Below are 21,620 nucleotides of genomic sequence, written 5' to 3' on the forward strand. Positions count from 1 at the left end.
CGTTTCGTGAAGGCCTCCTTGACTACAGTCGAGGGGGCCTTCACTCAGGTCTAGGAGGAAACGCGTGCGCGTACGGCGGATTGTCACGACAAGGGCGGGCGGGGCCTCCCGGCCGCCTTTCGACACCTTCAACCTCGGTGATCACGTCGGTGACGACGCGGGCGACGTCTACGCCAACCGCAAACGTCTCGCCACCGAACTCGGCCTCGCCGAGGACAGGCTGGCGTGGATGGAACAGGTCCACGGCCGCACCGCCACCGTCGTCGACGGTTCCGAAACCTCCGCCGCCGAAGCGACCGACGCACTCGTGACGGCCGAGCCCGGCCTCGCGCTCGTGGTGCTCGTCGCCGATTGCGTTCCTCTCATGCTCGCCGACGTCGAAGCCGGTGTCGTCGCCGCCGTCCACGCCGGCCGCGTCGGCGCCAGGGTCGGGGTCGTCCCCGCCGCGATCGAGGCGATGCGTTCGCTCGGCGCCGAACCGGCCAGGATCGAAGGGCTGCTCGGTCCCGCTATTTGCGGCGACTGCTACGAAGTCCCCGCGGACATGGCCGCCGACGTCGAAAAACACGTGCCGGGCAGTGCCTGCAAAACCCGTAAGGGCACGCCGGGGCTCGACCTGCGCGCCGGTCTCTGGCGGCAGCTGGCCGACCTCGGTGTCGGCAAGATCGGCGTGGATCCGCGCTGTACCAACGAAGACAAGACACTCTTCAGCTTCCGCCGCGACGGCACCACCGGCCGGATCGCGGGGATCACCTGGCTGGACGCGTCGTGAGTGACGCACGAAAGGCGGAACTCGCCGCGTCCCTCGCCGAAGTGGAAGAGCGGATCGGCGCCGCGTGCAAGGCCGCCGGCCGGACGCGCGACGAGGTCAAGCTCCTCGCGGTCACCAAGACCTTCCCTGCGCTCGACGCCGCGCTGCTCGCCGACCTCGGCGTGCTCGACCTCGCCGAGAACCGCGATCAGGAGGCGGGCGCGAAGGCCGAAGAGGTCGCCGGTCTCCGTCCCGACGCCCGGATCCGCTGGCATATGGTCGGCAGCCTGCAGCGGAACAAGGCCAAATCGGTCGTGCGCTGGGCGGACGAGATCCAGTCCGTCGACTCCGAACGCCTCGCCGACGCGCTCGCGAAGGCGACCAAGTCGGCCCTCGATTCCGGGCAACGCGAGCACCCGTTGGACGTCCTCATTCAAGTAAGTCTCGATGACGATCCGAACCGCGGGGGCATTCGGTTGAGCGAGTTACGCCGGTTGGCGGAGCGGGTAGCCCATGTGGGTGATCTTCGGCTTCGGGGGCTTATGGCCGTGGCTCCGCTGGGTACTGACCCCGCTGAGGCGTTCGAGGAACTCGCTCGCGCGTCGGAGAGTCTTCGGGAAGAACACCCAAAAGCCCGTGAGATCTCCGCCGGAATGAGCAATGATCTCGAGCAGGCTATCGCGCACGGCTCGACCTGTGTGCGTGTCGGAACCGCGTTGCTCGGTGGACGCGGTTTAGCCTCGCCCTAGGGAATACCGTCTCGTCGTTACGGGGAGTGGCGGCGAGGGCGGGGGAGTACGGTGCGGGACGCGGCTAAGGCTAGGGAGAGGCATGAGCGCGCTGCAGAAGCTGAAGGCCTACTTCGGGATGGTGCCCGCGGACGAAGACGGCTATGACGTCGAGGATGACTACCGGCGAGGCTACGCCTCGAAGGAATACGTCGACGACGAGTACGACTACGACGATGAGCCGCCGGCCCGGTCACGGGGTGGACGTTACCGGGACGTCGATGACACTTATGACGAGCCCGCGCCGCGGCCTCGGTCACGCTCCGTGCCCAGCCCGGAGCCTGCGGTCCACGGGGCATTGGCGATCGACCGCCAGCCGGAGCCGGTCGCGCGGCTACGGCCGGTCACCGAGCCGGTCCGTGCCGCGGTGCGTGACCCGTTGAGCCGGATCACGACGCTGCACCCGACGAGCTACGCCGAAGCGCGGGCGATCGGGGAGCACTACCGGGAGGGCATCCCGGTGATCATGAACCTCACGGAGATGGAGAACGCGGACGCGAAGCGTCTCGTCGACTTCGCCGCGGGGCTCGCTTTCGCGTTGCGCGGATCGATGGACAAGGTCACCAACAAGGTGTTCCTTCTCTCACCGCCCGATGTGGACGTCACCGCGGAGGACCGTCGGCGGATTGCCGAAGGCGGATTATTCCTGCGCGGCTGATCACCCGGTGACCGCTGAACGCAGCCGGATGTGATTTTGTCGACTCATCGGCATCCGGAGCCCGTCAACTGCGTGTTTTGACGCGAGGCATGGCAGAGTGGTTACGTGAATGCTGTGTTGCTGGTCGTCTGGTACGTGCTGTTCGCTTTCTGGCTCCTGCTGACGGCACGGATCGTCGTTGAGCTCGTGCGTGCTTTCGCTCGCGAGTGGCGTCCTGCCGGAGGGGTTGCGGTAACGCTCGAGACCATCTACACAGTGACCGACCCACCGGTTCGTCTGTTCAGACGAATCATCCCGACCGTACGAATCGGCGGCGTCGGACTGGACTTATCGATTATGGTGCTGCTGTTGGTTGTGTTCTTTGCGATGCAGCTGGCAACGCCAGGGTGATTTTCGGGGAAGCCCCGGTGGACCTGCAGGCCATGGAGTGCGTGAGGTGATCTGATGTCGTTGACCCCCGCTGACGTGCATAACGTCGCGTTCAGCAAGCCGCCCATTGGCAAAAGGGGCTACAACGAGGACGAGGTGGACGCGTTCCTCGACCTGGTGGAGACCGAGCTTGCCCGGTTGATCGAGGACAACAACGAACTGCGGCAGCAGGTCGAGCAGCTCGACAACGAGCTCGAGACCACCCGTGGTGAGCTCGAGAACGCCAAGGCCGGTGCCGTCGGCCCGCCGCCACAGGTACGCGACGAGCCGTCGCGCCGCCTGGCGCCGGTGCCGCCGCCGCAGTCGGCGATGGAGCAGACCCAGGCCCATTCGATGGTGCCGGACAACGGGGAGCCCAACGTCCAGGCCGCGAAGGTGCTCGGGCTGGCTCAGGAAATGGCCGACCGGCTCACCGCCGAGGCCAAGACCGAGTCGGACGGCATGCTCGCCGAAGCCCGGACCAAGTCCGAGCAGCTGCTGTCGGACGCGCGATCCAAGTCGGACTCGATGGTGAACGAGGCACGCACGCGTGCCGAGACCATGCTGAACGACGCGCGAACCCGTGCCGAGACCTTGGAGCGCCAGGCGCGCGACAAGGCGACGACCATGGAGCGCGAAGCTCAGCGCAAGTACACCGAGACCATGAACAACATGAACGCGGAGAAGGGCTCGCTGGGCAAGAAGATCGAAGAGCTGCGCACGATCGAGCGGGAGTACCGCACGAGGCTGCGCGGGTTCCTCGAGTCCCAGCTGCGTGAGCTCGACGACCGCGGTTCGGCCGCTCCCGCCTCGGCGTCCTCGTCGAACTCGGGGCAGTCGTCGTCCTCCGGTGGCGGACAGGGTTACTCGTTCGGTCCTCGGGCCGAAGCGGGCTGATCTCTGCTCGGTTTCTACACAGTTGTTTCTACACAGTGGAACGGCCTCGACACTCTCCGGAGGGTCGGGGCCGTTTCGCTTGGCTCTCGTGTTGTAATTCACCGTGCTCTACATCGTCCTGGTACTGGTACTGGCGGCTCTGGGGCTGCTCGTCGCGGCGCTCATCACCGCGAACTCCCTGTGGGCTTGGATCTCCATCGGTCTCTCCGTCGTCGCGGGGTTGCTGCTCCTCTTCGACCTCCTGCGCCGCCGGAAGAAGCGCGCGGCGGAGGTCCCCGTCGAAGAAGCGGCGGAAGACTCGGCCGAAGACGCCTCCGACGACGAGTCCTCCGAGGGTGAGGAAAAGAAACCCGAGGACGTCGAGCAGACCGTCTTGATGCCGGCCGCCGGTGAGCTGGGCGACGCTGAAGAGGCGGAAGAGCCGCAGCGCACCGGTGACCCCGGCGAGGAGGACAGCGACCCTGATGACGTGGCGGTCGTCTCCGAACTCGAGACCGAGGTCGTCGTCGTCGACGAGTACCCGCGCTATCACGTGACGTCGTGCACGTGGCTCGAAACCCGGGACACGATCCCGCTCGGCATCGGCGAGGCGCGGCAGCTCGGGTTCACTCCGTGCGCGCTGTGCACGCCCGACGCCGAGATCGCCGGGCAGCACCGCGAGAAGGCTTAGAGCTTCTGAGCCGCTTCGCCGACCGTCACCACGTCGGCGGCGATCGTGTCGAGCACCAGCCGCAGTTCCTCGTCCGCGCCCCGTGGCACCGGGATCTCCGCCGCTTCTTCCGTCCCGAGCGTGCGGGCCGCTTCGTCGACAGCGTCCGCCGCACCGGCTGATCCCGGCCGCAGCAAGAGCGACGACGCGGTGACGGACAGGCCGCGCAAGGCTTCGGCGGCGTTCTCCAGCGCGTCCCGCTGGCCGGGCGCGGGTTCCTTCGTGCCCGGCTCCGCCGCGCGCAGGCCGTGGTGCGCGACGGCGGCGGCACGGAACTCGCGGCCGAGCGTCCGCGGGTCGACGTCCTCGCCGCGCAGTTTCCGCCCCACCGAGCCGAGCAGCGCACGAGTGGCGCCGACCGCGCTCTCGAACCGTTCCACCGGGCCGGGTTTCGGCACGCCGGGAATCGCGGCGAAACCGAACAGCAGGGCGATGGCGCCGGCGAGGACCATCAGAAGCAGGTACTCGACGAGGACGTAACGCGGGTCGAGATGTCTGGTGGTCGCGTTCATGCCGACCGACATCAGGACCATGCAGCCGTTGAACACCGCCGGCCGTGTCTGCATGAACGAGAACCCGCCGAGCAGTGCGACCAGCCCGATCGGCAGCAGAAACCCTTGCGGCAGAAGCCAAAGAACGAGCGTGAGCACGACGGCGCCGCCGAGAGAGCCGCCGATCCGCTGCCAGGCCTTGCCAAGACTGTCCCGCCATTCCGGCTGCATGATGGCGAAAGTGCCGAGCAGGAATGACACGGTGAGCGGGTCGCCGGGCCGGAAACTCGCGACCACCAATGCCAGCCCGACACCGAGCCCGCAGCGGAGCGCGTGCCGGAACTGCGCCGACTGCCAGGAAAACGCGCCGCTCAGCTCGATGCGGCGCAGCTCCTTCCGGAGTCCTTTCGGAACGTCCACACGCGACTCGTCGCGTTCGATCGCCGCGGCCCGGATGGTTTCGAGCGCGTCCCAGAGCCCGTCGACGAGCCTCGCCGTGGCCCCGGGAAGTCCGACGGGTTCCTTGCGCCGCACCGGTTCGACCTCGTCCGGTGCCGCCGTGCTCCGGACGGCCTCGGCGAGCCTGGCGGCTTCTTCCTTGGCGGCGTCGAGCGTTTCGCCGATTTCTTCGCTGTTCAGTCGTTTCCGCCGGATCTCCAGCAACCCGGTCGCCGCGCGGTACCGGAACATGCCGCCGAGAACCCTGCCGGTCCAGCGACGAGGCCGATCGGCGAGCCAGAGCCTCGCCGCACGTTCCTGCGTTTCGAATGAACCCGCCGCGAGCGCGTCGGCCAGCGCGTCACGAGTCGGTTTGGCCGGATCCTTCGCGCCCATCAACACCCGCAACAGGACCACGACCCCCACCGCGAGCGCGGGCGCACCCAAGATCTGCCCCGCCGACGCCGTCCCCGTCAACTGGAAGCCGTACCCGAACAGCGACGCCATCCCGAGGCCCAGGCCGACCGTCACGAACCGCGCCCCGAGCACCGGCAACAGCCCGGCGACGACCACGATCACCACCAGTAGCCCGATCGCCGCCCACTGCGACACCGCCCCCAGCAACCGCGGCACGCCGACCGCGAGGATCAACGCGGGCGCGAACCACGCCAGCAGCCGCAGATCCGCCCAAAGCGGCCCGCCGACCGCCGCCATGAGACAGAAGAGCGCGGTGAGGGCCGCCAGAACGGCCGCGTTGCCCAGCCCTAGGACGAACCCCAGCCCACTGACACCGCCGAGGACCACCAGCAGGACGACGAGGAGTCCGGGCCCCTTCACGGAGCCTCGCAGATCGACATACCGTCAACCTAGAGACGGTGGCGGGGATGGCAACTCGGACCCTTCCCCAAGTACATGAAGGACTCCTTCCTTGCGTCTAGGTACAGGAAGGGGTCCTTCATGTACTTCACGCGAGCACTGGCCTCCTGGCATCAGGCAAATACACGCCGCACGTCACCTGTGAAAGGGTCGCTAGAACCCCGAACTGCCCCTCACGACGCCTTCGCGCCTTTAAGGTCGCTTCGCTTCTTTATCTGCATGTGCATTTCGGATTCTTTTCACGCTAGGCCGTTCGTGCTCGCACGTCTGTTCGATTCGGTGTATCGTTGGGGTCGTGGCCAGCAACGACGCAACCCAGACGACACCCACCGAGTGGTGGCGCGTCGACACCGCGACGCTGCACGCCCGCAAACAAGAACTCGAAATCATCAAACGACGAGCGGATGCGGAACAGAACGCAATCTTGGCGGAAATCAATTCCCGCGGGGTACGCGGGTGTTCGGGTCATTCGACGTTGGCGGCGCTGATCTTCGAGGACTTTCATGTGACGGACAAGGAAGCCGGTGCCCGCGCCGACCGCGTCCTGGCCCTGCATCCGGGCCCGGCTATCGGCGGAGACCCCGAGCCACCCCTCGCGCCGCTGACGGCCGCAGCCGCTGCGGAGGGCGCGATCGGCGGTTCGCAGATCGACGCGATCATCCGCACCCTCGCCCGCATCCCCTCCACTGTGCCCGACGAAGACGTGCGAGCCGGGGAGAAGATCCTCGTCGACCTGGCCCGGCACGCCGGGCCGCGGCAGATCGCCCGCGCCGGGCGGCGCCTGCTGGACGAACTCGACCCCGACGGCAAGGAACCCCGCAACGAGGATCCGAAGGACACGCGTCCGGAGATGCGGTTCGTCAAACACCGCGACGGCACCCTCGGCTTGAAAGCCACCCTCGACCTGGAAACCTACGCCCGCTTGAAGTCGGATCTGGATCCGATGGCCAAGCCGCACAAGGCCATCGACGGCAACCGGGATTCCCGTACTCAGGATGAACGCTACGGGGATGCCTTCACCGACTACGTCCTCTTGAAGACCACCAGCCGCAACCTTCCCGGCCAGGCAGGCGAGGCGACCCACATTTTGGTCACCATGTCGTATGAGGACCTCATGCGGGATCTCGGCGAAGCCCACCTCGACCTCGTCGGACCGATCAGCGCCACCGACGCAAGGATCCTCGCCTGCGACGCCCGCGTCCGACCCGGCGTCCTCGGCACCGCAGGCGAACCCTTGGACATCGGCCGCTCCAAACGCACCGTCTCCCTCGCCCAGAAGTACGCCCTCACCCTTCGAGATGGCGGCTGCGCGTTCCCGGGCTGCGACATGCCCGTGCCCCGCTGTACCGCCCACCACATCGTCTTCTGGCGACACCACGGCGAAACGAAGATCGACAATCTAGTGCTCCTGTGCACCAAACACCACCGACTCATCCACCACAGTGAATGGAAAGCCCACATCGCCCAAGACGGACTGCCCGAATTCACCGCCCCCACCTACCTCGACCCCGCCGGGGCGCCAAGGAGGAACACCATGCACCTCAGGATTTAGGTCGGCCCACGACCGTATAACGACCTACACGCCCGCGCTCTCAGAAAGCTGCGTGGTGGACTTGTCGCGCCGTGTTCCACGGGACGCCGTCGACCGCGACAAGATCGGTGAAGGCGAGGACCGATTCGTCGAGTCGTTGGAAGATCAGCCCGCCCTCGTGCGTCTCCTCCAGTTCACCCGCGACCAGCGCCAGTGGTCGTCCTCCGATCCGGAAGTGAACTTCGGCCAGGAAATGCCGCTCGTGGAAGACGGCGACGTGATCGACCGGACCGGTGGGCAACTCGGGAAAGGACCTCCAGCGATAGATACCGTCCCAATGGCCGTCGTCGGACGATCCGCCCGACGGGTGGCCGCAGAGACCGAAGCCATCGTCGTCCTGGTAGGTGTAGATCTCCACCGCGCTGCCGTCGTCCAACCAAGCTTGAAGCCAGTACAGCTGCAGGCAGGGAACCTCGGGGTCGGCGAATTGCGGGCCGGTTCCCGCCACGTCCTCCCGCACTGCCATCTCCACGCCGGTCCACCTGTCGACCCGCTTGCCGTGCAGTGCGGTGAAGGTCCGTGTTTGCCCGGCGAGCCAGTCTTCCCGCGTCATGCCCGCAGTATCGCCGAAACCGTCGATCCCGCCACATCCGTGCGGGAGCAGACCTGCGAACGATAAGCCCACCCCGGACAACCCGGTTGCCCCCGCGCGCTACCCTTGAATCAACTGGCACCGATCCGGCCATCACCGGGGAGCCTCCGGAAGAACAGGGCCCGCGTCTCAGCAGAACGAGCCCTCAGTAGAACCGGACGGGTACGGCCCGTCACAGCCGTCGAATGAGCGGCCCAGCCGGAACACCACCGGCCGGGCAAGCGGGGTGGTACCGCGGAACGCGCCGGAAACGGCCGTCTCGTCCCCGTGTGGGCGCAAGCCCGTACGAGAGAGACGAACCGCGAGGAGCACCGAAGATGTATCCCAAGGCACAGATGGACGGCGAGACCGGCGTCCCGTCCCAGCCTTCGTTCCCCGAGTCGGAAAAGCGCGTCCTCGCGTACTGGGAATCCGATCGGACCTTCCAGGCTTCGATCGACGCCCGCGACCCCGGCGTCAACGGTTCGAACGAGTACGTCTTCTACGACGGCCCGCCGTTCGCCAACGGTCTCCCGCACTACGGTCACCTGCTCACCGGGTACGTGAAGGACCTGGTGCCGCGTTACCAGACCATGAAGGGCAAGCGCGTCGAGCGCCGCTTCGGCTGGGACACCCACGGCCTGCCCGCCGAACTCGAGGCCATGCGCCAGCTCGGGATCACCGAGAAGTCCGAGATCGACGCGATGGGCATCGACGTCTTCAACGAGGCCTGCCGCGAGTCCGTGCTGCGCTACACCGGCGAATGGCAGGACTACGTCACCCGCCAGGCCCGCTGGGTCGACTTCGACAACGACTACAAGACGCTCGACCTGTCCTACATGGAGTCGGTCATCTGGGCGTTCAAGCAGCTGTGGGACAAGGGCCTGGTCTACGAGGGCTACCGGGTCCTGCCCTACTGCTGGCGCGACGAGACGCCGCTGTCCAACCACGAGCTGCGCATGGACGACGACGTCTACGCCAGCCGCCAGGACCCGGCCGTCACGGTCGGTTTCCGCCTGGAGGGCAACGACAACGAGCTCGACGGCACGTATCTCCTGATCTGGACGACGACCCCGTGGACGCTGCCGTCCAACCTCGCGACCGCGGTGCACCCCGACGTGCGCTACGTCGTGGTGGAGTCCGACGGCAAGCGGTTCCTGCTCGCCGAGGCGCGTGTCGCCTCGTATGCTCGCGAGCTCGGTGAAGAGCCGGCCGTCGTCGGGCACTACACCGGCACCGAACTGCTCGGAACCCGTTACGCCCCACCGTTCCCGTATTTCACCGGACACGAGAACGCGCACCGCGTGCTGTCCGCGGACTACGTCACCACCGAGGACGGCACCGGTGTCGTCCACATCGCGCCCGCCTACGGTGAAGAGGACAAGGTCGTCACCGACGCGGTAGGCATCGTGCCGGTCACCCCGGTCGACGCGCAGGGCAAGTTCGACGCCACCGTCTCGGACTACGCGGGCCAGCAGGTGTTCGACGCCAACCCGAACATCATCAAGGATCTCAAGAACGGCACCGGATCCGCCGGCCGTCAGGGCGCGGTGCTGCTGCGCCACGAGACCTACGAGCACCCGTATCCGCACTGCTGGCGCTGCCGCAACCCGTTGATCTACCGCGCCGTCTCGTCGTGGTTCGTCGCGGTGACCGAGTTCAAGGACCGGATGATCGAGCTGAACCAGCAGATCACCTGGTACCCGGAGAACGTCAAGGACGGCCAGTTCGGCAAGTGGCTGGAGAACGCCCGCGACTGGTCGGTCTCCCGCAACCGGTACTTCGGCACGCCGATCCCGGTGTGGCAGTCGGACGACCCGGCGTACCCGCGCACGGACGTCTACGGCTCGCTCGACGAACTCGAACGCGACTTCGGCGTGCGGCTGGAGAACCTGCACCGGCCGTTCATCGACGAGCTGACCCGGCCCAACCCGGACGACCCGACCGGGAAGTCCACCATGCGCCGGATCGAGGACGTGTTCGACGTCTGGTTCGACTCGGGTTCGATGCCGTACGCGCAGGTGCATTACCCGTTCGAGAACACCGAGTGGTTCGAGCACCACTACCCGGGCGACTTCATCGTCGAGTACATCGGGCAGACCCGCGGCTGGTTCTACCTGCTGCACGTGCTGGCGACCGCGCTGTTCGACCGGCCGGCGTTCCGCACCTGCGTCTCGCACGGGATCGTGCTCGGCTCGGACGGCCAGAAGATGTCCAAGTCGCTGCGCAACTACCCGGACGTCAACGAGGTCTTCGACCGCGACGGCTCCGACGCGATGCGCTGGTACCTGATGGCGAGCCCGATCCTGCGCGGCGGGAACCTGGTCGTCACCGACAAGGGCATCCGCGACGCCGTCCGCCAGGCCGTGCTGCCGCTGTGGAACTCGTACTACTTCCTCGCGCTCTACGCGAACGCCGAGGGCGTGGAAGGCCAGTGGCGCGCGGATTCGAAGCACGTCCTCGACCGGTATGTGCTGGCGAAGACGCACGAACTGGTGACCGACGTCGAGCACGCGCTCGACACCTACGACGTCGCCGGCGCCTGCTCGACCGTCCGTGACTTCCTCGAAGTGCTGACGAACTGGTACGTGCGCCGGTCGCGCGACCGGTTCTGGGCAGGCGAGCAGGACGCGATCGACACCCTGCACACCGTGCTGGAGGTGACGTCGCGGGTGGTGGCACCGCTGCTGCCGTTGACCAGCGAGGTCGTCTGGCGCGGGCTGACCGGCGGCCGCTCGGTGCACCTGACCGACTGGCCGAACGCGCTCGACCTGCCCGCCGACGCGGCGCTGGTGACGGCGATGGACCGGGTCCGCCAGGTGGCGTCCTCGGCGCTTTCGCTGCGGAAGTCGAACAAGCTGCGGGTGCGGCTGCCGCTGGCCAAGCTGGTCGTCGCCGCGCACGAGGCCGACTCGCTGCGCGAGTTCACCGACATCCTGCGCGACGAGGTCAACGTCAAGTCCGTCGAGCTGACCACGGACGTCGCCGCGCACGGCGGTTTCGAGGTCGCGGTGAACGCGCGTGCCGCCGGACCGCGGCTGGGCAAGGACGTCCAGACGGTGATCAAGGCCGTCAAGGCCGGCGAGTGGACGACGTCGGAGAGCGGTGCCGTCGTGGCCGCCGGGATCGAACTCGTCGAAGGCGAGTACGACCGGCGTCTGGTCGCCAAGACCGGCGGCGCGGCCGCGGAACTGCCGGGAGGCGCCGGGCTGGTGTTGCTCGACACCGAGGTGACCGGCGAACTGGCGGCCGAGGGTCTCGCCCGTGACCTGGTCCGGGTCGTGCAGCAGGCCCGCCGGGACGCCGGGCTCGACGTCGCCGACCGGATCTCGCTGACGGTCGACGCGCCGGAAGACGTGGCCACGGCCGCGAAGACGCACGAGGAGTTCATCGCTTCGGAGACGCTGGCGACTTCGGTGGCCTACGGCGCCGTCGCCGACGGCTCGGCCGGGACGGTCGGGGAGGGCACCAAGGTGACCGTGGCGGTCGCCAAGGTCTGACCCTAGCGAGCGCTATGAAAGGTCCTTTCCTTGCAAAATTTGCAAGGAAAGGACCTTTCATAGCATCCGGGAGGTCCCGACCGCCGGGATCACGAATCGGATTCGGAACAGCCGCTTTCCCGTCCGAAGGCAGCCTTGCCCCGGGGAAATCGGCAGGCTGGCCCGAGGCGCGCGAGGGGTGCGCCGCACTGGGGGAGAGCGAATCCATGAGTCCTGCCCGGAAAAGAGGGATCCTGATCGGCGCCGTGCTGGCGGTCGTCGCCATCGTGGTGGCCGCGGTGGTGTTGTTGGTCAAGGGGGACCAGGCGCCCGCGGCCGACGGCGGACCAGGGGAGTCCGCCGCGAACGTGCAGGACAGCCCGGCGCAGGTCGCAGCCCGGTTCCTGCGGCTGTTCGACCTCGGTGACCTGACCACGGCCCCGGTCGACGACCCGGCGGTGGCCACGGCCGCGCTGACGGGGACGCGCAACACACTCAACGGGGCGTCGGTCAAGACGACGCTCGGCGAGGTCCCGACGACGCCGGGTGACGCGACCTCGACGTCGGCCACCTTCCACGCCGCGTGGACCTTCGCGAGCAAGAGCGTCTGGAAGTACGAAGGCAAGCTGGACCTGGTGCGCAACGGTGGGAAATGGGTGGTCCGATGGGCGATGTCGGCGATCCACCCGAAGCTCGAAGCCGGGCAGCGGCTTTCCGTCGCGCCCGTTTCGGCCAAACCGGTCGTGGCCGACCGGGACGGCAAGGCCCTCGTCGGCGGTGACGCGGCCGGTGTCGCGCCGATCCTGCAGGGGGCGCTGTCCAAGGTCGCCTCCGAGCAGAACGGCGGCACCGGGGCCCCGGCCACCGTCACGGTGTCGCGCGTCGACGCCTCCGGCAAACCGGTCGAAACGCTCTTCGGGCAGGCCGCCGGGACCGATAAACCGCTGGTCTCGACGTTGAGTGTGGCGTCACAGGCCGCCGCGCAGAAAGCCGTCGACGGTTTCGGCGGATCGGCGATCATCGTCGCGATGAAGACCTCGGGCGAACTCCTGGCGGTTGCGCAGAACGCCGCCGCCGGGAACCAGCCGAAGGCGCTCAGCGGTCTCTACGCGCCGGGTTCGGCCTTCAAGATCGCCACGGCGACCGCGGCGTTGCAGCAGGGCGGGGTTTCCGCCGACTCGCCGGTGGCCTGCCCGGGCAGCGAGCAGATCGGCACCCGCACGCTCAAGAACGACAACGGGTTCGACCTGGGAACGGTGCCGCTGAAGACGGCGTTCGCCGCGTCGTGCAACACGACCTTCGGGCGGCTCGCCGGGCAACTGCCCGCGGACGGCCTCGCGAAGGCCGCGAGCCAGTTCGGCCTCAACGCCGACTTCGAGATCCCGGGGCTGGCCACCGAGACCGGGAAGGTGGAGTCGTCGGGCAGCGGCGACGAGCAGGTCGAAGCCGGGATCGGCCAGGGAAGGGTGCAGGTCAGCCCGCTGGGCGCGGCGCTCATGGCCGCGACCGTCGCCACGGGGAAACCGGTGGTGCCGAAGCTGTGGCAGGGGCTGGAGACCAAGGTCAACGCCGGTTACCAGGCTCCGTCCGCCGGGGTGTTGAACCAGGTCCGCGCGATGATGCGCGAGGTCTGCACGACGGGGACCGCGAAGGCGTTGAAGGGCAGCGGCGCGGTCTTCGGCAAGACGGGGACGGCGCAGTTCGGTTCGGGTGCCGACGCCAACGGCTGGTTCGTCGGCTACCGCGGGGACGTCGCCTTCGCCGTCATGCTCGAGGGTGCCAACGACTCCAAGCCCGCGGTGCAGCTGGCGGCGAAGTTCCTGGCCGGCTGACGGTTCGGCGCTCGCCGAAGCGTGGGTCTTCTACGGTGAACGCATGGAAACGATCGCACTGGCCGAGGTCGCGGCCGTGCTCGCCGATCCGAGCCGCGCGTCGATGTGCCTCGCGCTGCTCGACGGGCGCGCCTGGACGGTGACGGAGCTGGCGGGCGCGGCCGAGGTGGCCGCGTCGACGGCGAGCGAGCACGTGACGAAGCTGGCCGAGGCCGGGTTCGTCGTGCGGGTGAAACAGGGACGGCACAGTTACGTCCGGATAGCCGACCCCCGGGTGGCGGAGCTGATCGAGCATCTGGCGCAGCACGCCGAGCACCGCCCGGTGAAGGGATTGCGCTCGTCGGTGCGGGTGAAACGGCTGGAGTTCGCCCGGACCTGCTACGACCACCTCGCCGGGAGGGTCGGCGTCGCGCTGCGGGACGGGATGCTCGCCACCAGGCTGATCGACGAGGCCGACGGCCTGACGTTGACCGGTCGCGGACGCGAGGTGCTCGGCGGGCTCGGGGTGGAGATCGCCGACGGCCGCCGCCCGATGCTGCGCGACTGTCTGGATTGGACGGTCCGGCGTGATCATTTGGCGGGCCGGGTCCCCGCGGCGTTACTGTCTCACGCGGTGAGTGCCGGCTGGTTGTCCCGTGAGGGCGACCGCGCGGTGAAAGTCCTGCCCGCGGCAGAGAAACCGCTCGCGGAACTCGGTGTCGACCTGGTGGCCCTGCGCAGTCCCTAGTGGACAGTCTGTAACACAGTCCGTTCGGCTCGCCGTCGAGCGGTGCACGAAGGTGTGACGATCACCGCCTCACTATTCTGGAGCCCTCACGGCGACCGGACGGGAGGCGACATGGAGCAGCTCCCGCTCATTCTCGGTACCGGTGGAGCCGTCCTCCTCGTCGCCGTGATCGCCGTCCGGGTGTCGATCCGGGTCGGCCTTCCCTCGCTGCTGCTGTACCTGGGGATGGGGGTCCTGCTCGGCGAAGCCGGGTTCGGCATCCAGTACGACAACCCCGAGCTCACCCAGTCGCTCGGCCTCGCCGCGCTGGTGATGATCCTTTCCGAGGGTGGCCTCACCACCCGCTGGACGGCCGTGAAACCGTCGCTGGGCATCGGAATCGCACTGTCCACAGTGGCCGTCGTGGTGAGCATCGCGGTCACCGGCGCGGCCCTGCACTGGTTGCTGGGCCTGGACTGGCGGATGGCGTTGCTGTGGGGTGCGGTGCTGGCGTCGACCGACGCCGCCGCGGTCTTCTCCGTGCTGAGATCGGCGGGGATCGGCAAGCGGCTCGTCGGTGCGCTGGAGATCGAGTCGGGGATCAACGACGCGCCCGCCTACATCGCCGTCGTCGTCCTGGCCGAGGGCACGACCATCGACTGGTCGCTGCCGCTGCTGGTGATCTACGAACTCGGCGCCGGGCTGGTGATCGGGCTGGCCTTCGGCTGGGGCGGGGCGTTCGCGCTGCGCCGGGCGGCGCTTCCCGCCACCGGTCTGTACCCGCTGGCCACGGTCGCGGTCTGCGTCGTGGCGTACTCGAGCGGGCAGCTCGCCCACGCGTCGGGTCTGCTCGCCACCTACGTCGCGGCCCTGGTGCTCGGGAACTCGAAGCTGCCGCACCGGTCGGACACACTGTCCTTCGCCGAGGGGCTCGGGTGGCTCGCGCAGATCGGGCTGTTCGTGCTGCTCGGCCTGTTCGCCTCGCCGAGCAGGATCCTCGAAAGCCTGGTCCAGGGCCTGGTCGCGGGCGCGGTCGTGCTGTTGCTCGCCCGTCCGTTGTCCGTGGTGCTCTCGGCGCTGCCGTTCAAGATCCCTTGGCGAGAACAGGTGTTCCTGTCCTGGGCGGGCTTGCGCGGGGCGGTCCCGATCGTGCTCGCGCTGATCCCCCTGTCGTCGGGGGTGCCCGGCGCGCAGGAACTGGTCGACGCGGTGTTCGTGCTGGTCATCGTGCTGACGCTGCTCCAGGGCGCGACACTCACCCCACTCGCGCGCGTGCTCGGGCTTGCCCAGCACGCCGAAGCGCACGAGATCGACGTCGACTCCGCTCCGCTCGACGAGATGGGCGCGGAACTCCTGCAGGTACGGATCAACGCCGGATCCAAGATGCACGGCGTCTACCTGGCCGAACTGCGGCTGCCCATCGGGGCGACGATCAGCCTCCTCGTCCGCGACGGCACCGGCTTCACACCCAACAAGAACACCCGGCTCCAGGAACGGGATCAGTTACTCGTCGTGACCACTGCCGAAGTCCGTGACGCGGCCGAGCGGCGCCTGCGGGCCGTCGACCGCGCCGGACGCCTCGCCAGGTGGAAGGGCGAATCCGGCCAGTAGGTCACGGCCCGGCACCAGCTGTTCGTCGGTTGATCTCAGAAAATTCTTCCCTTCCGTCCTCCTTTTGGATTACTTTCCCGGCAATCGACTCCATCGAATGGGTGAGTGTCGCCGGGTAAGGAGTACGCAAGGTGACGAAACTTCCTGTGCGGTTCGCCGGTCTGGGGGTCGCTGCGGCACTCGTCGGGGTAGTTCTCACCGCCCCGGCGGCGACAGCGGCCGGCGCCTTTCCCGCGTTCGGGCTGCCCTTCGAGACCGGCCAGTCGGTCTACTCGGCGGGGATCCACTCGGACAACGGGACTTCCGGCGTGAAGAACGCCATCGACTTCAGCCCCGGCGACCGGACCGTTCGCGCCCCGCTGGCGGGCACGGTCCGGATCCAGCACTGCGACGGCGGCGACTGGGTGACCGTCGACCACGACGGCGGCTGGCGGACCGGGTACTACCACCTGGAAGGCATCGCGGTCACCGACGGCCAGAAGGTCGCCCCTGGTGACGCCCTCGGCCGGACCGGTAACGCCCTGCCCTGCGGTGGCAGCAGCACCGGCGCCCACGTGCACTTCACCCTGTGGACGCTGCCCGCGGCCGCCGCGCAGGGTGGCGACTCGCGCGACTTCGGCGTCGGCGCGGGCAACTGGAACGGCATGTCCTACGACGAGGTCTCGACCAAGGTCGCGGCGGCCTACGGCGAGGCGGTCGACGGCAAGACCTTCGGCGGCTGGCAGTTCACCGCGGGCACCGATCAGTATTCGGGGACCGCGACCGAGGTGTCCTCCCGCGCGATCGTCCCGCTGCCCGGCCGATTCCGCGTCTGACCTGCCGCAATTCGGCACCTGATTGCGATAGTTCGCCGCGGGGCACGTGAGCGGCGTCTCAAGATGCGGACGAGGGGTGGCTCGATCGCCCGTCCATCCGCTAACTTCGTCCGTAGGTCACGAGTGTCAGCGTCAAGCCCCGGCTAGCTGACCGGCAACCCTCCTTCCGCGGTGGGGTGCCCCGGGTGAGGACCTGGCTCGTCGCGTGGTGCGACGGGCAAGCGCGGGATCCTCGTCGGGTCCCCTGGCCCGGAGGATGACGATGACTCTCGCTCTCGAACGCACGAACACCCCCGCCGCTGTCGGGGAAACCGTTGCCACACACGAAATCCCGACGGTCGCGTGCGCCGATCTGCGGGTTCCGCTGGTGACCGGTGGCGGCAGTGACCATATCGGATACGCGAATCTCGACCACGCGGCGAGCGCGCCCTGCCTGGACAAGGTGCGGGCCGCGGTCGACGAATTCCTGCCCTGGTACGCCAGCGTGCACCGCGGCGCCGGGTTCGCTTCGCAGATCTCCACCAAGCTTTACGAGCGCACGCGCGGAATCCTGCGGGACTTCGTCGACGCGCGGTCGACCGACGCCGTCGTGTTCACCCGCAACACCACCGATTCCTTCAACCTTCTCGCGCGCAGCCTGCCGAAGCACACGTCGGTCGTCGTGTTCGACACCGAGCACCACGCCGCGCTGCTGCCGTGGAAGGGACCGAACGTCCGCAGGGTGCAGACGCCGCGCACTCGCCTCGCCGCGGTGTCCGCTGTGGACGAAGCGCTCGCGGACTGCCCGCAGGGGCCGCGGCTGGTGGTCATCACCGGCGCGTCCAACGTGACCGGGGAACTGTTGCCGGTCAAGGAGATCGCCGCCGTCGCGCGGCGGCACGGCGCCCGGATCGCGCTCGACGCGGCGCAGCTCGCCCCGCACCGGAAGATCTCGGTGCGCGAACTCGACGTCGACTACGTCGCGCTGTCGGGCCACAAGCTGTACGCGCCTTTCGGTGCCGGAGCGCTGATCGGCCGCGCCGACTGGCTGCGCGCCGCCCAGCCGTACCTCGCCGGTGGCGGGGCGACGAAGCTCGTCAACTGTGACTCCGAAAACCTCGGCGTGGTCTGGAATTCCGGCCCCGAGCGGCACGAAGCCGGTTCCCCCAACACCGTCGGCGTCCACGCGCTCGGTGTCGCCTGCCAGACGCTGGCCGCGAACTGGGACGCGATCGTCGCCCACGAGGACGAACTGCTGGCGCGGCTGCGTCGCGGTCTCGCCGCCGTTCCCGGATTCGCCGAACTGCGGCTGTTCGACGCGCCGGTCGACAGGGTCGGCACGCTCAGCTTCGTCGTCGACGGTTTCGACCCTGGCTGGCTCGCCGCGGTCCTTTCGGCGGAGTACGGCATCGGCGTGCGAGACGGCGCGTTCTGCGCGCACATCGCCACCAAACGGCTGATCTCCGCCGCCGGTTCGACCGGGCAGCAGGCCGTCCGGGTCAGCCTCGGCCTCGGCAGCACCACCGAACACGTGGACCGGCTCGTGCTGGCGCTGCGCCAGATCGTCGCCCGCGGCGCCCGCTGGCAGTACGAGAAGCCCGAGGGCCGCTGGGTGCCGGAGAACGATCCGAGGGAACTGCCGCCGTTCTGCGCCTGACCCACTAGCCTCACCCCGCATGGGGAACGAGCGACCGCGTTACTGGTTTCCGCTGGCGTTGCTGGGATTCGCCCAGCTCGCGGTGGTGGCCCTGTCCTTCGGCGGAATGCGATCCGGGAGCTGGTTCGCCTACGCGCCCGCCGGTGAACAGCAGTCGTTCGGGTACGTGGGCTTGTACGGGGTCGAGATGAGCCGCGAGTCCGCGGCCGTGCTTTCGTTGTCCGGCGTCGGCCGGAACGACGGCTGGCTGTTCGCCGTCCTCGCGGTCTACCTCGGCACGGTGCTGTTCTACGCCTTCCGGGCGAAGACCGCGCGATGGTGGAAGGTCGCCGGGATCGCGCTCGGCGGGCTGGTCGCCATCGTGCTGGCGGATCTGGTCGGCTACTGGGAACTCGAAATGGACGGCGACGCGCGGAGCGCGGTTCTGTTGACGCTCGGCCTGGCCGGGCTCGCCTGGCTGGAGCGCAGCGTGCTGGTGCTCGTCGTGGCCGCGGCGTTCGTGCTCTGCGCGGTCGTGCTCGCGCAAGGACAGCTCGCGTTGGTGCTGTCGTCGCTGGTCGCGCTCGCCGGCGCGTTCGCGGCCCTGCTGAGCAGGCCGAAGACAGCCGCCGAGGAGGCCTGAGCACGCTCAGTGGACAATGGGGGAGTGAGTACAGAGCCCGAAACCGCGCCACCGTCGCCGCCGCTGCCCACGAAGCGCGTCGCCGTGGTGTTCGCCGTCGCCGCGGTGCTGTGGGGGATCGACCTCGTCACCAAACAGATCGCCGTGTCCACGCTCGAGGGCAAGCAGCCGGTCGAGTTCCTCGGCGGACTGGTGTACTTCCAGCTGGTGCGCAACCCCGGTGCCGCCTTCTCGATGGCGACCGGGCTGACCTGGGTGCTCGCGCTGGTCGCGATCGCCGTCGTGATCGCCATCGTCTGGCTGTCCCGGCGGCTGCGCTCGGTCGGCTGGGCGATCGGCCTCGGCCTGGTGCTGGCCGGTGCGCTCGGCAACCTCACCGACCGGATCTTCCGCGCGCCGGGCCCGCTGCAGGGACACGTGGTCGACATGATCTCCGCGTTCGCGCCGAACGGGCAGGGCTGGGCGATCTTCAACGTCGCCGACTCCGCGATCTGTGTCGGCGGCGTGCTCATCGTGATCCTTTCCTTGCTGGGCAAGGACTACGACGGAACATCCACAAAAGACAAGAAGAAAGCGGCGAGCGAATGAGCGCGCGGATGTTGCCCGTTCCCGACGGGCTCGACGGCATGCGCGTCGACGCGGGGCTGGCGAAACTCCTGGGACTTTCCCGCACGATCGTGGCGGAACTGGCCGAATCCGGCGAGATCCTGCTCGACGGCAGGCAGGCCGGGAAATCGGACCGGCTGACCGCCGGCGGACTGCTCGAAGTGACGCTGCCCGATCCGGCCTCGCCCATCGAGGTCGTCGTGGAACCCGTCGAAGGCATGAAGATCCTGCACGACGACGACGACATCGTGGTGATCTCGAAGCCGGTGGGCGTCGCCGTGCACCCGAGCCCCGGCTGGACCGGCCCGACCGTCGTCGGCGGGCTCGCCGCCGCCGGGCTGCGGATCGCGACCTCGGGCGCGGCCGAACGCCAGGGCGTCGTGCACCGGCTCGACGCCGGCACCACCGGGGTGATGGTGGTGGCGAAGAGCGAGCACGCGTACACCGTGCTGAAGCGGGCGTTCAAGGAACGCACTGTCGACAAGGGTTACCACGCCATCGTCCAGGGGCACCCGGATCCGACGCGCGGCACCATCGACGCGCCGATCGACCGGCACCCCCGGCACGACTACAAGTTCGCGGTCGTCCAGGGCGGGCGGCCCAGCGTCACACACTACGAGGTCGTCGAGGCCTTCCGCGCCGCGTCGCTGGCGCAGATCAAACTGGAGACCGGCCGCACGCACCAGATCCGCGTGCACTTCTCGGCGCTCAAGCATCCGTGCGTCGGCGACCTGACTTACGGCGCCGACCCGGTGCTGGCGCGCAAGCTCGGGCTCTCCCGGCAATGGCTGCACGCGAAGACGCTCGGCTTCGCCCACCCGTCCGACGGGCGCTGGGTCGAGTTCGAATCGGAGTACCCGGACGACCTCGCCACCGCGCTGCGGATCCTGCAGGACGAAAACTAGGCGCGCTTCCCAGCTGGGCTGTTGGTCCGTGAGGGCCTCCTTCCCTACCTTGAGGGTAGGGAAGGAGGCCCTCACGGACTTCCGCAGCGCGGGGTCAGTCGTCGATGGACCAGGTCAGCGTGCGCTCGTCCGGTTCCGGCCGGGGTGACCAGCGCACGGCGACGACGCGGGTGGCGTCCGGCAGCACGTAGACGGTGTGCCCGCCGAGGGTCTCACCGGGCCGGACACCGATCTTGTGCGGCGGCCGCGAGGTCAGCGAGACCGGCGCCTTCGCGATCGGCTTGCCGTCCGCGGTGAGCAGTTCGAGGTAGTTGTCCGGAAGCGACACGAACGGGATGTTCCCGCGGTTGGTGATCTCGGTGTGCACCACGACCGAGCGTTCGCCGGCTTCCAGCGAGTAGCCCGCCGCGCTGAACAGGTAGTCCGCCGGGTCCTGGACCTCGAGCAGCTGGACGGTGAGCTGTTCGCCCTCCAGGCCGTGGGTCTCCATCACGTCACCGGCCCGGCCCTTTTTGCCCTCCGGGGCCGCCTGCGGGGTGACCTGCTGTTCGTCGCCACGGGCCCAGGACGCGGTCTGCGGCACACCCCAGGTGCTCATCACCGGGTCGGCTGGCGCCATCGGGGGCGGGGCGAACTGCTGCTGCGGCGGGGCGGGCGGCCGCGGTGGTGGCGCCATCGGCTGGCGTACCGGGGCCGACGGCGGGCCGGCATAGCGCCCCGACGGGGTGCCGTGAACGTTGTAGGCGCCCGACGGGGTGCCGTGCACGTTGTACGCGCCTGACGGCGTCCCCTGGACGTTGTACGGCCCCGAGGGGGTGCCCTGGATGTTGTGCGGCCCGGAGTGGCCCGGCGGGCGCTGGGGCTGCTGTGGCTGTGGGGGCTGCTGGGCCCACGAAGGCGGCGCCCCGGCGATGGCGGCCCGTAGCCCGTTCGGGTCGCTCTCGACGCCGACGAGCAGCGGCAGTCCGCTGCCGGAGAGGGCGACCAGCCGGTACGCGACCTCGCGCGGGTCCATCCCGACCTTGGCCGCGAGTTCGTGTACGGCCGCCTTGCCCAGGTCCGCGAGGGCGGCGAGCAGGCGGATGTCCACGGGATCGGTCACGGCCACGTCCGGGAACGCTACCGCCTCGCCTCCGGCGCCGCGGGAAGAGGCCGTCCGAGTGCCGCAAAACCCGGCTTCGGTAGGTCGCGGTCTCCATTAGGGTCGGGGATACCGCCTCCACCGATCAC

The 21,620-nt window shown here is 68.7% G+C and carries 19 protein-coding genes and 1 riboswitch; of the genes, 16 read left to right on the top strand and 3 right to left on the bottom strand.

Going from position 1 to position 21,620, the window contains the following annotated elements:
• Window positions 1-64: 64 nt before the first annotated feature.
• The 6 genes from pgeF (at window position 65) to ACLJO0_RS39480 (ending at window position 4,172) form a co-directional block, all read left to right on the top strand.
• The gene (pgeF, locus tag ACLJO0_RS39455) at window positions 65-772 is read left to right on the top strand and encodes a peptidoglycan editing factor PgeF (RefSeq protein WP_410584787.1); all 708 of its coding nucleotides are present in this window, start codon (window positions 65-67) and stop codon (window positions 770-772) included.
• On the top strand, window positions 769-1,500 hold the full coding sequence (locus ACLJO0_RS39460; RefSeq protein WP_410584789.1) for a YggS family pyridoxal phosphate-dependent enzyme: 732 nt from the start codon (window positions 769-771) through the stop codon (window positions 1,498-1,500). The genes pgeF and ACLJO0_RS39460 overlap by 4 nt, the downstream gene beginning before the upstream one ends.
• An 82-nt stretch (window positions 1,501-1,582) precedes the next feature.
• Complete coding sequence (locus tag ACLJO0_RS39465) at window positions 1,583-2,197, top strand: cell division protein SepF (RefSeq protein ID WP_410584791.1); 615 nt, start codon at window positions 1,583-1,585, stop codon at window positions 2,195-2,197.
• A gap of 114 nt (window positions 2,198-2,311) precedes the next feature.
• Window positions 2,312-2,587: a YggT family protein gene (locus ACLJO0_RS39470; RefSeq protein ID WP_005155180.1), complete on the top strand. Its 276-nt coding sequence runs from the start codon at window positions 2,312-2,314 to the stop codon at window positions 2,585-2,587.
• 54 nt (window positions 2,588-2,641) lie between these two features.
• Window positions 2,642-3,502, top strand: coding sequence for a DivIVA domain-containing protein (locus ACLJO0_RS39475; protein WP_034319194.1), 861 nt, complete (start codon window positions 2,642-2,644; stop codon window positions 3,500-3,502).
• A gap of 103 nt (window positions 3,503-3,605) precedes the next feature.
• Entirely contained in the window at window positions 3,606-4,172 is a 567-nt protein-coding gene (locus ACLJO0_RS39480; protein ID WP_410584793.1) for a hypothetical protein, read from the top strand.
• Here the strand turns inward: ACLJO0_RS39480 and ACLJO0_RS39485 are convergent.
• Window positions 4,169-5,977 (bottom strand): FUSC family protein, encoded by a 1,809-nt coding sequence (locus tag ACLJO0_RS39485; protein ID WP_410584795.1) that lies wholly within the window; start codon window positions 5,975-5,977, stop codon window positions 4,169-4,171. The genes ACLJO0_RS39480 and ACLJO0_RS39485 overlap by 4 nt on opposite strands.
• Window positions 5,978-6,311: 334 nt before the next feature.
• On the opposite strand from ACLJO0_RS39485, the gene ACLJO0_RS39490 reads away from it, so the two are divergent.
• Window positions 6,312-7,568 carry a DUF222 domain-containing protein gene (locus ACLJO0_RS39490; RefSeq protein WP_410584797.1) on the top strand — a complete coding sequence of 419 codons (1,257 nt, stop codon included), beginning with the start codon at window positions 6,312-6,314 and terminating at the stop codon, window positions 7,566-7,568.
• 40 nt (window positions 7,569-7,608) lie between these two features.
• Here the strand turns inward: ACLJO0_RS39490 and ACLJO0_RS39495 are convergent, their stop codons facing one another.
• Entirely contained in the window at window positions 7,609-8,160 is a 552-nt protein-coding gene (locus ACLJO0_RS39495; protein ID WP_410584799.1) for a hypothetical protein, read from the bottom strand.
• Between the two features lie 356 nt (window positions 8,161-8,516).
• Here ACLJO0_RS39495 and ileS point away from each other — a divergent pair, with 356 nt between their 5' ends.
• From ileS to ACLJO0_RS39540, 9 genes are all read left to right on the top strand, one after another.
• Window positions 8,517-11,678 (top strand): isoleucine--tRNA ligase, encoded by a 3,162-nt coding sequence (ileS, locus tag ACLJO0_RS39500; RefSeq protein ID WP_410584801.1) that lies wholly within the window; start codon window positions 8,517-8,519, stop codon window positions 11,676-11,678.
• 206 nt (window positions 11,679-11,884) lie between these two features.
• The gene (locus ACLJO0_RS39505; RefSeq protein ID WP_410584804.1) at window positions 11,885-13,489 is read left to right on the top strand and encodes a penicillin-binding transpeptidase domain-containing protein; all 1,605 of its coding nucleotides are present in this window, start codon (window positions 11,885-11,887) and stop codon (window positions 13,487-13,489) included.
• A gap of 43 nt (window positions 13,490-13,532) precedes the next feature.
• Window positions 13,533-14,216, top strand: coding sequence for an ArsR/SmtB family transcription factor (locus ACLJO0_RS39510; protein ID WP_410584806.1), 684 nt, complete (start codon window positions 13,533-13,535; stop codon window positions 14,214-14,216).
• Between the two features lie 111 nt (window positions 14,217-14,327).
• A complete protein-coding gene (locus ACLJO0_RS39515) occupies window positions 14,328-15,806 on the top strand; it encodes a potassium/proton antiporter (protein ID WP_410584808.1) in 1,479 nt (492 codons plus the stop codon).
• Window positions 15,807-15,937: 131 nt separating this feature from the next.
• Window positions 15,938-16,621 (top strand): M23 family metallopeptidase, encoded by a 684-nt coding sequence (locus ACLJO0_RS39520; RefSeq protein WP_410584810.1) that lies wholly within the window; start codon window positions 15,938-15,940, stop codon window positions 16,619-16,621.
• A gap of 115 nt (window positions 16,622-16,736) precedes the next feature.
• Window positions 16,737-16,851, top strand: a riboswitch (SAM riboswitch).
• Between the two features lie 32 nt (window positions 16,852-16,883).
• Complete coding sequence (locus tag ACLJO0_RS39525; RefSeq protein WP_410584812.1) at window positions 16,884-18,257, top strand: aminotransferase class V-fold PLP-dependent enzyme; 1,374 nt, start codon at window positions 16,884-16,886, stop codon at window positions 18,255-18,257.
• A gap of 19 nt (window positions 18,258-18,276) precedes the next feature.
• Complete coding sequence (locus ACLJO0_RS39530; RefSeq protein WP_410584814.1) at window positions 18,277-18,879, top strand: hypothetical protein; 603 nt, start codon at window positions 18,277-18,279, stop codon at window positions 18,877-18,879.
• A 24-nt stretch (window positions 18,880-18,903) separates the two neighbouring features.
• On the top strand, window positions 18,904-19,467 hold the full coding sequence (gene lspA, locus ACLJO0_RS39535; RefSeq protein ID WP_410584816.1) for a signal peptidase II: 564 nt from the start codon (window positions 18,904-18,906) through the stop codon (window positions 19,465-19,467).
• The gene (locus tag ACLJO0_RS39540; RefSeq protein WP_125788613.1) at window positions 19,464-20,390 is read left to right on the top strand and encodes an RluA family pseudouridine synthase; all 927 of its coding nucleotides are present in this window, start codon (window positions 19,464-19,466) and stop codon (window positions 20,388-20,390) included. The genes lspA and ACLJO0_RS39540 overlap by 4 nt, the downstream gene beginning before the upstream one ends.
• A 94-nt stretch (window positions 20,391-20,484) precedes the next feature.
• Here ACLJO0_RS39540 and ACLJO0_RS39545 read toward each other — a convergent pair whose 3' ends face one another.
• Window positions 20,485-21,498 (bottom strand): AsnC family protein, encoded by a 1,014-nt coding sequence (locus ACLJO0_RS39545; protein ID WP_410584819.1) that lies wholly within the window; start codon window positions 21,496-21,498, stop codon window positions 20,485-20,487.
• Window positions 21,499-21,620 lie beyond the last annotated feature (122 nt).

This window comes from Amycolatopsis sp. lyj-108 (assembly GCF_046549005.1).
In the GTDB taxonomy this organism is placed as follows: Bacteria; Actinomycetota; Actinomycetes; order Mycobacteriales; family Pseudonocardiaceae; genus Amycolatopsis.

Excerpts from the sequence above, each read along its gene's own strand:
- ileS (WP_410584801.1), top strand. The coding sequence starts at position 8,517 with ATGTATCCCAAGGCACAGATGGACGGCGAGACCGGCGTCCCGTCCCAG.
- ACLJO0_RS39515 (WP_410584808.1), top strand. The coding sequence starts at position 14,328 with ATGGAGCAGCTCCCGCTCATTCTCGGTACCGGTGGAGCCGTCCTCCTC.
- ACLJO0_RS39475 (WP_034319194.1), top strand. The coding sequence starts at position 2,642 with ATGTCGTTGACCCCCGCTGACGTGCATAACGTCGCGTTCAGCAAGCCG.
- ACLJO0_RS39530 (WP_410584814.1), top strand. The coding sequence starts at position 18,277 with ATGGGGAACGAGCGACCGCGTTACTGGTTTCCGCTGGCGTTGCTGGGA.
- ACLJO0_RS39505 (WP_410584804.1), top strand. The coding sequence starts at position 11,885 with ATGAGTCCTGCCCGGAAAAGAGGGATCCTGATCGGCGCCGTGCTGGCG.
- ACLJO0_RS39510 (WP_410584806.1), top strand. The coding sequence starts at position 13,533 with ATGGAAACGATCGCACTGGCCGAGGTCGCGGCCGTGCTCGCCGATCCG.
- ACLJO0_RS39465 (WP_410584791.1), top strand. The coding sequence starts at position 1,583 with ATGAGCGCGCTGCAGAAGCTGAAGGCCTACTTCGGGATGGTGCCCGCG.
- ACLJO0_RS39525 (WP_410584812.1), top strand. The coding sequence starts at position 16,884 with ATGACTCTCGCTCTCGAACGCACGAACACCCCCGCCGCTGTCGGGGAA.
- ACLJO0_RS39495 (WP_410584799.1), bottom strand. The coding sequence starts at position 8,160 with ATGACGCGGGAAGACTGGCTCGCCGGGCAAACACGGACCTTCACCGCA.
- ACLJO0_RS39540 (WP_125788613.1), top strand. The coding sequence starts at position 19,464 with ATGAGCGCGCGGATGTTGCCCGTTCCCGACGGGCTCGACGGCATGCGC.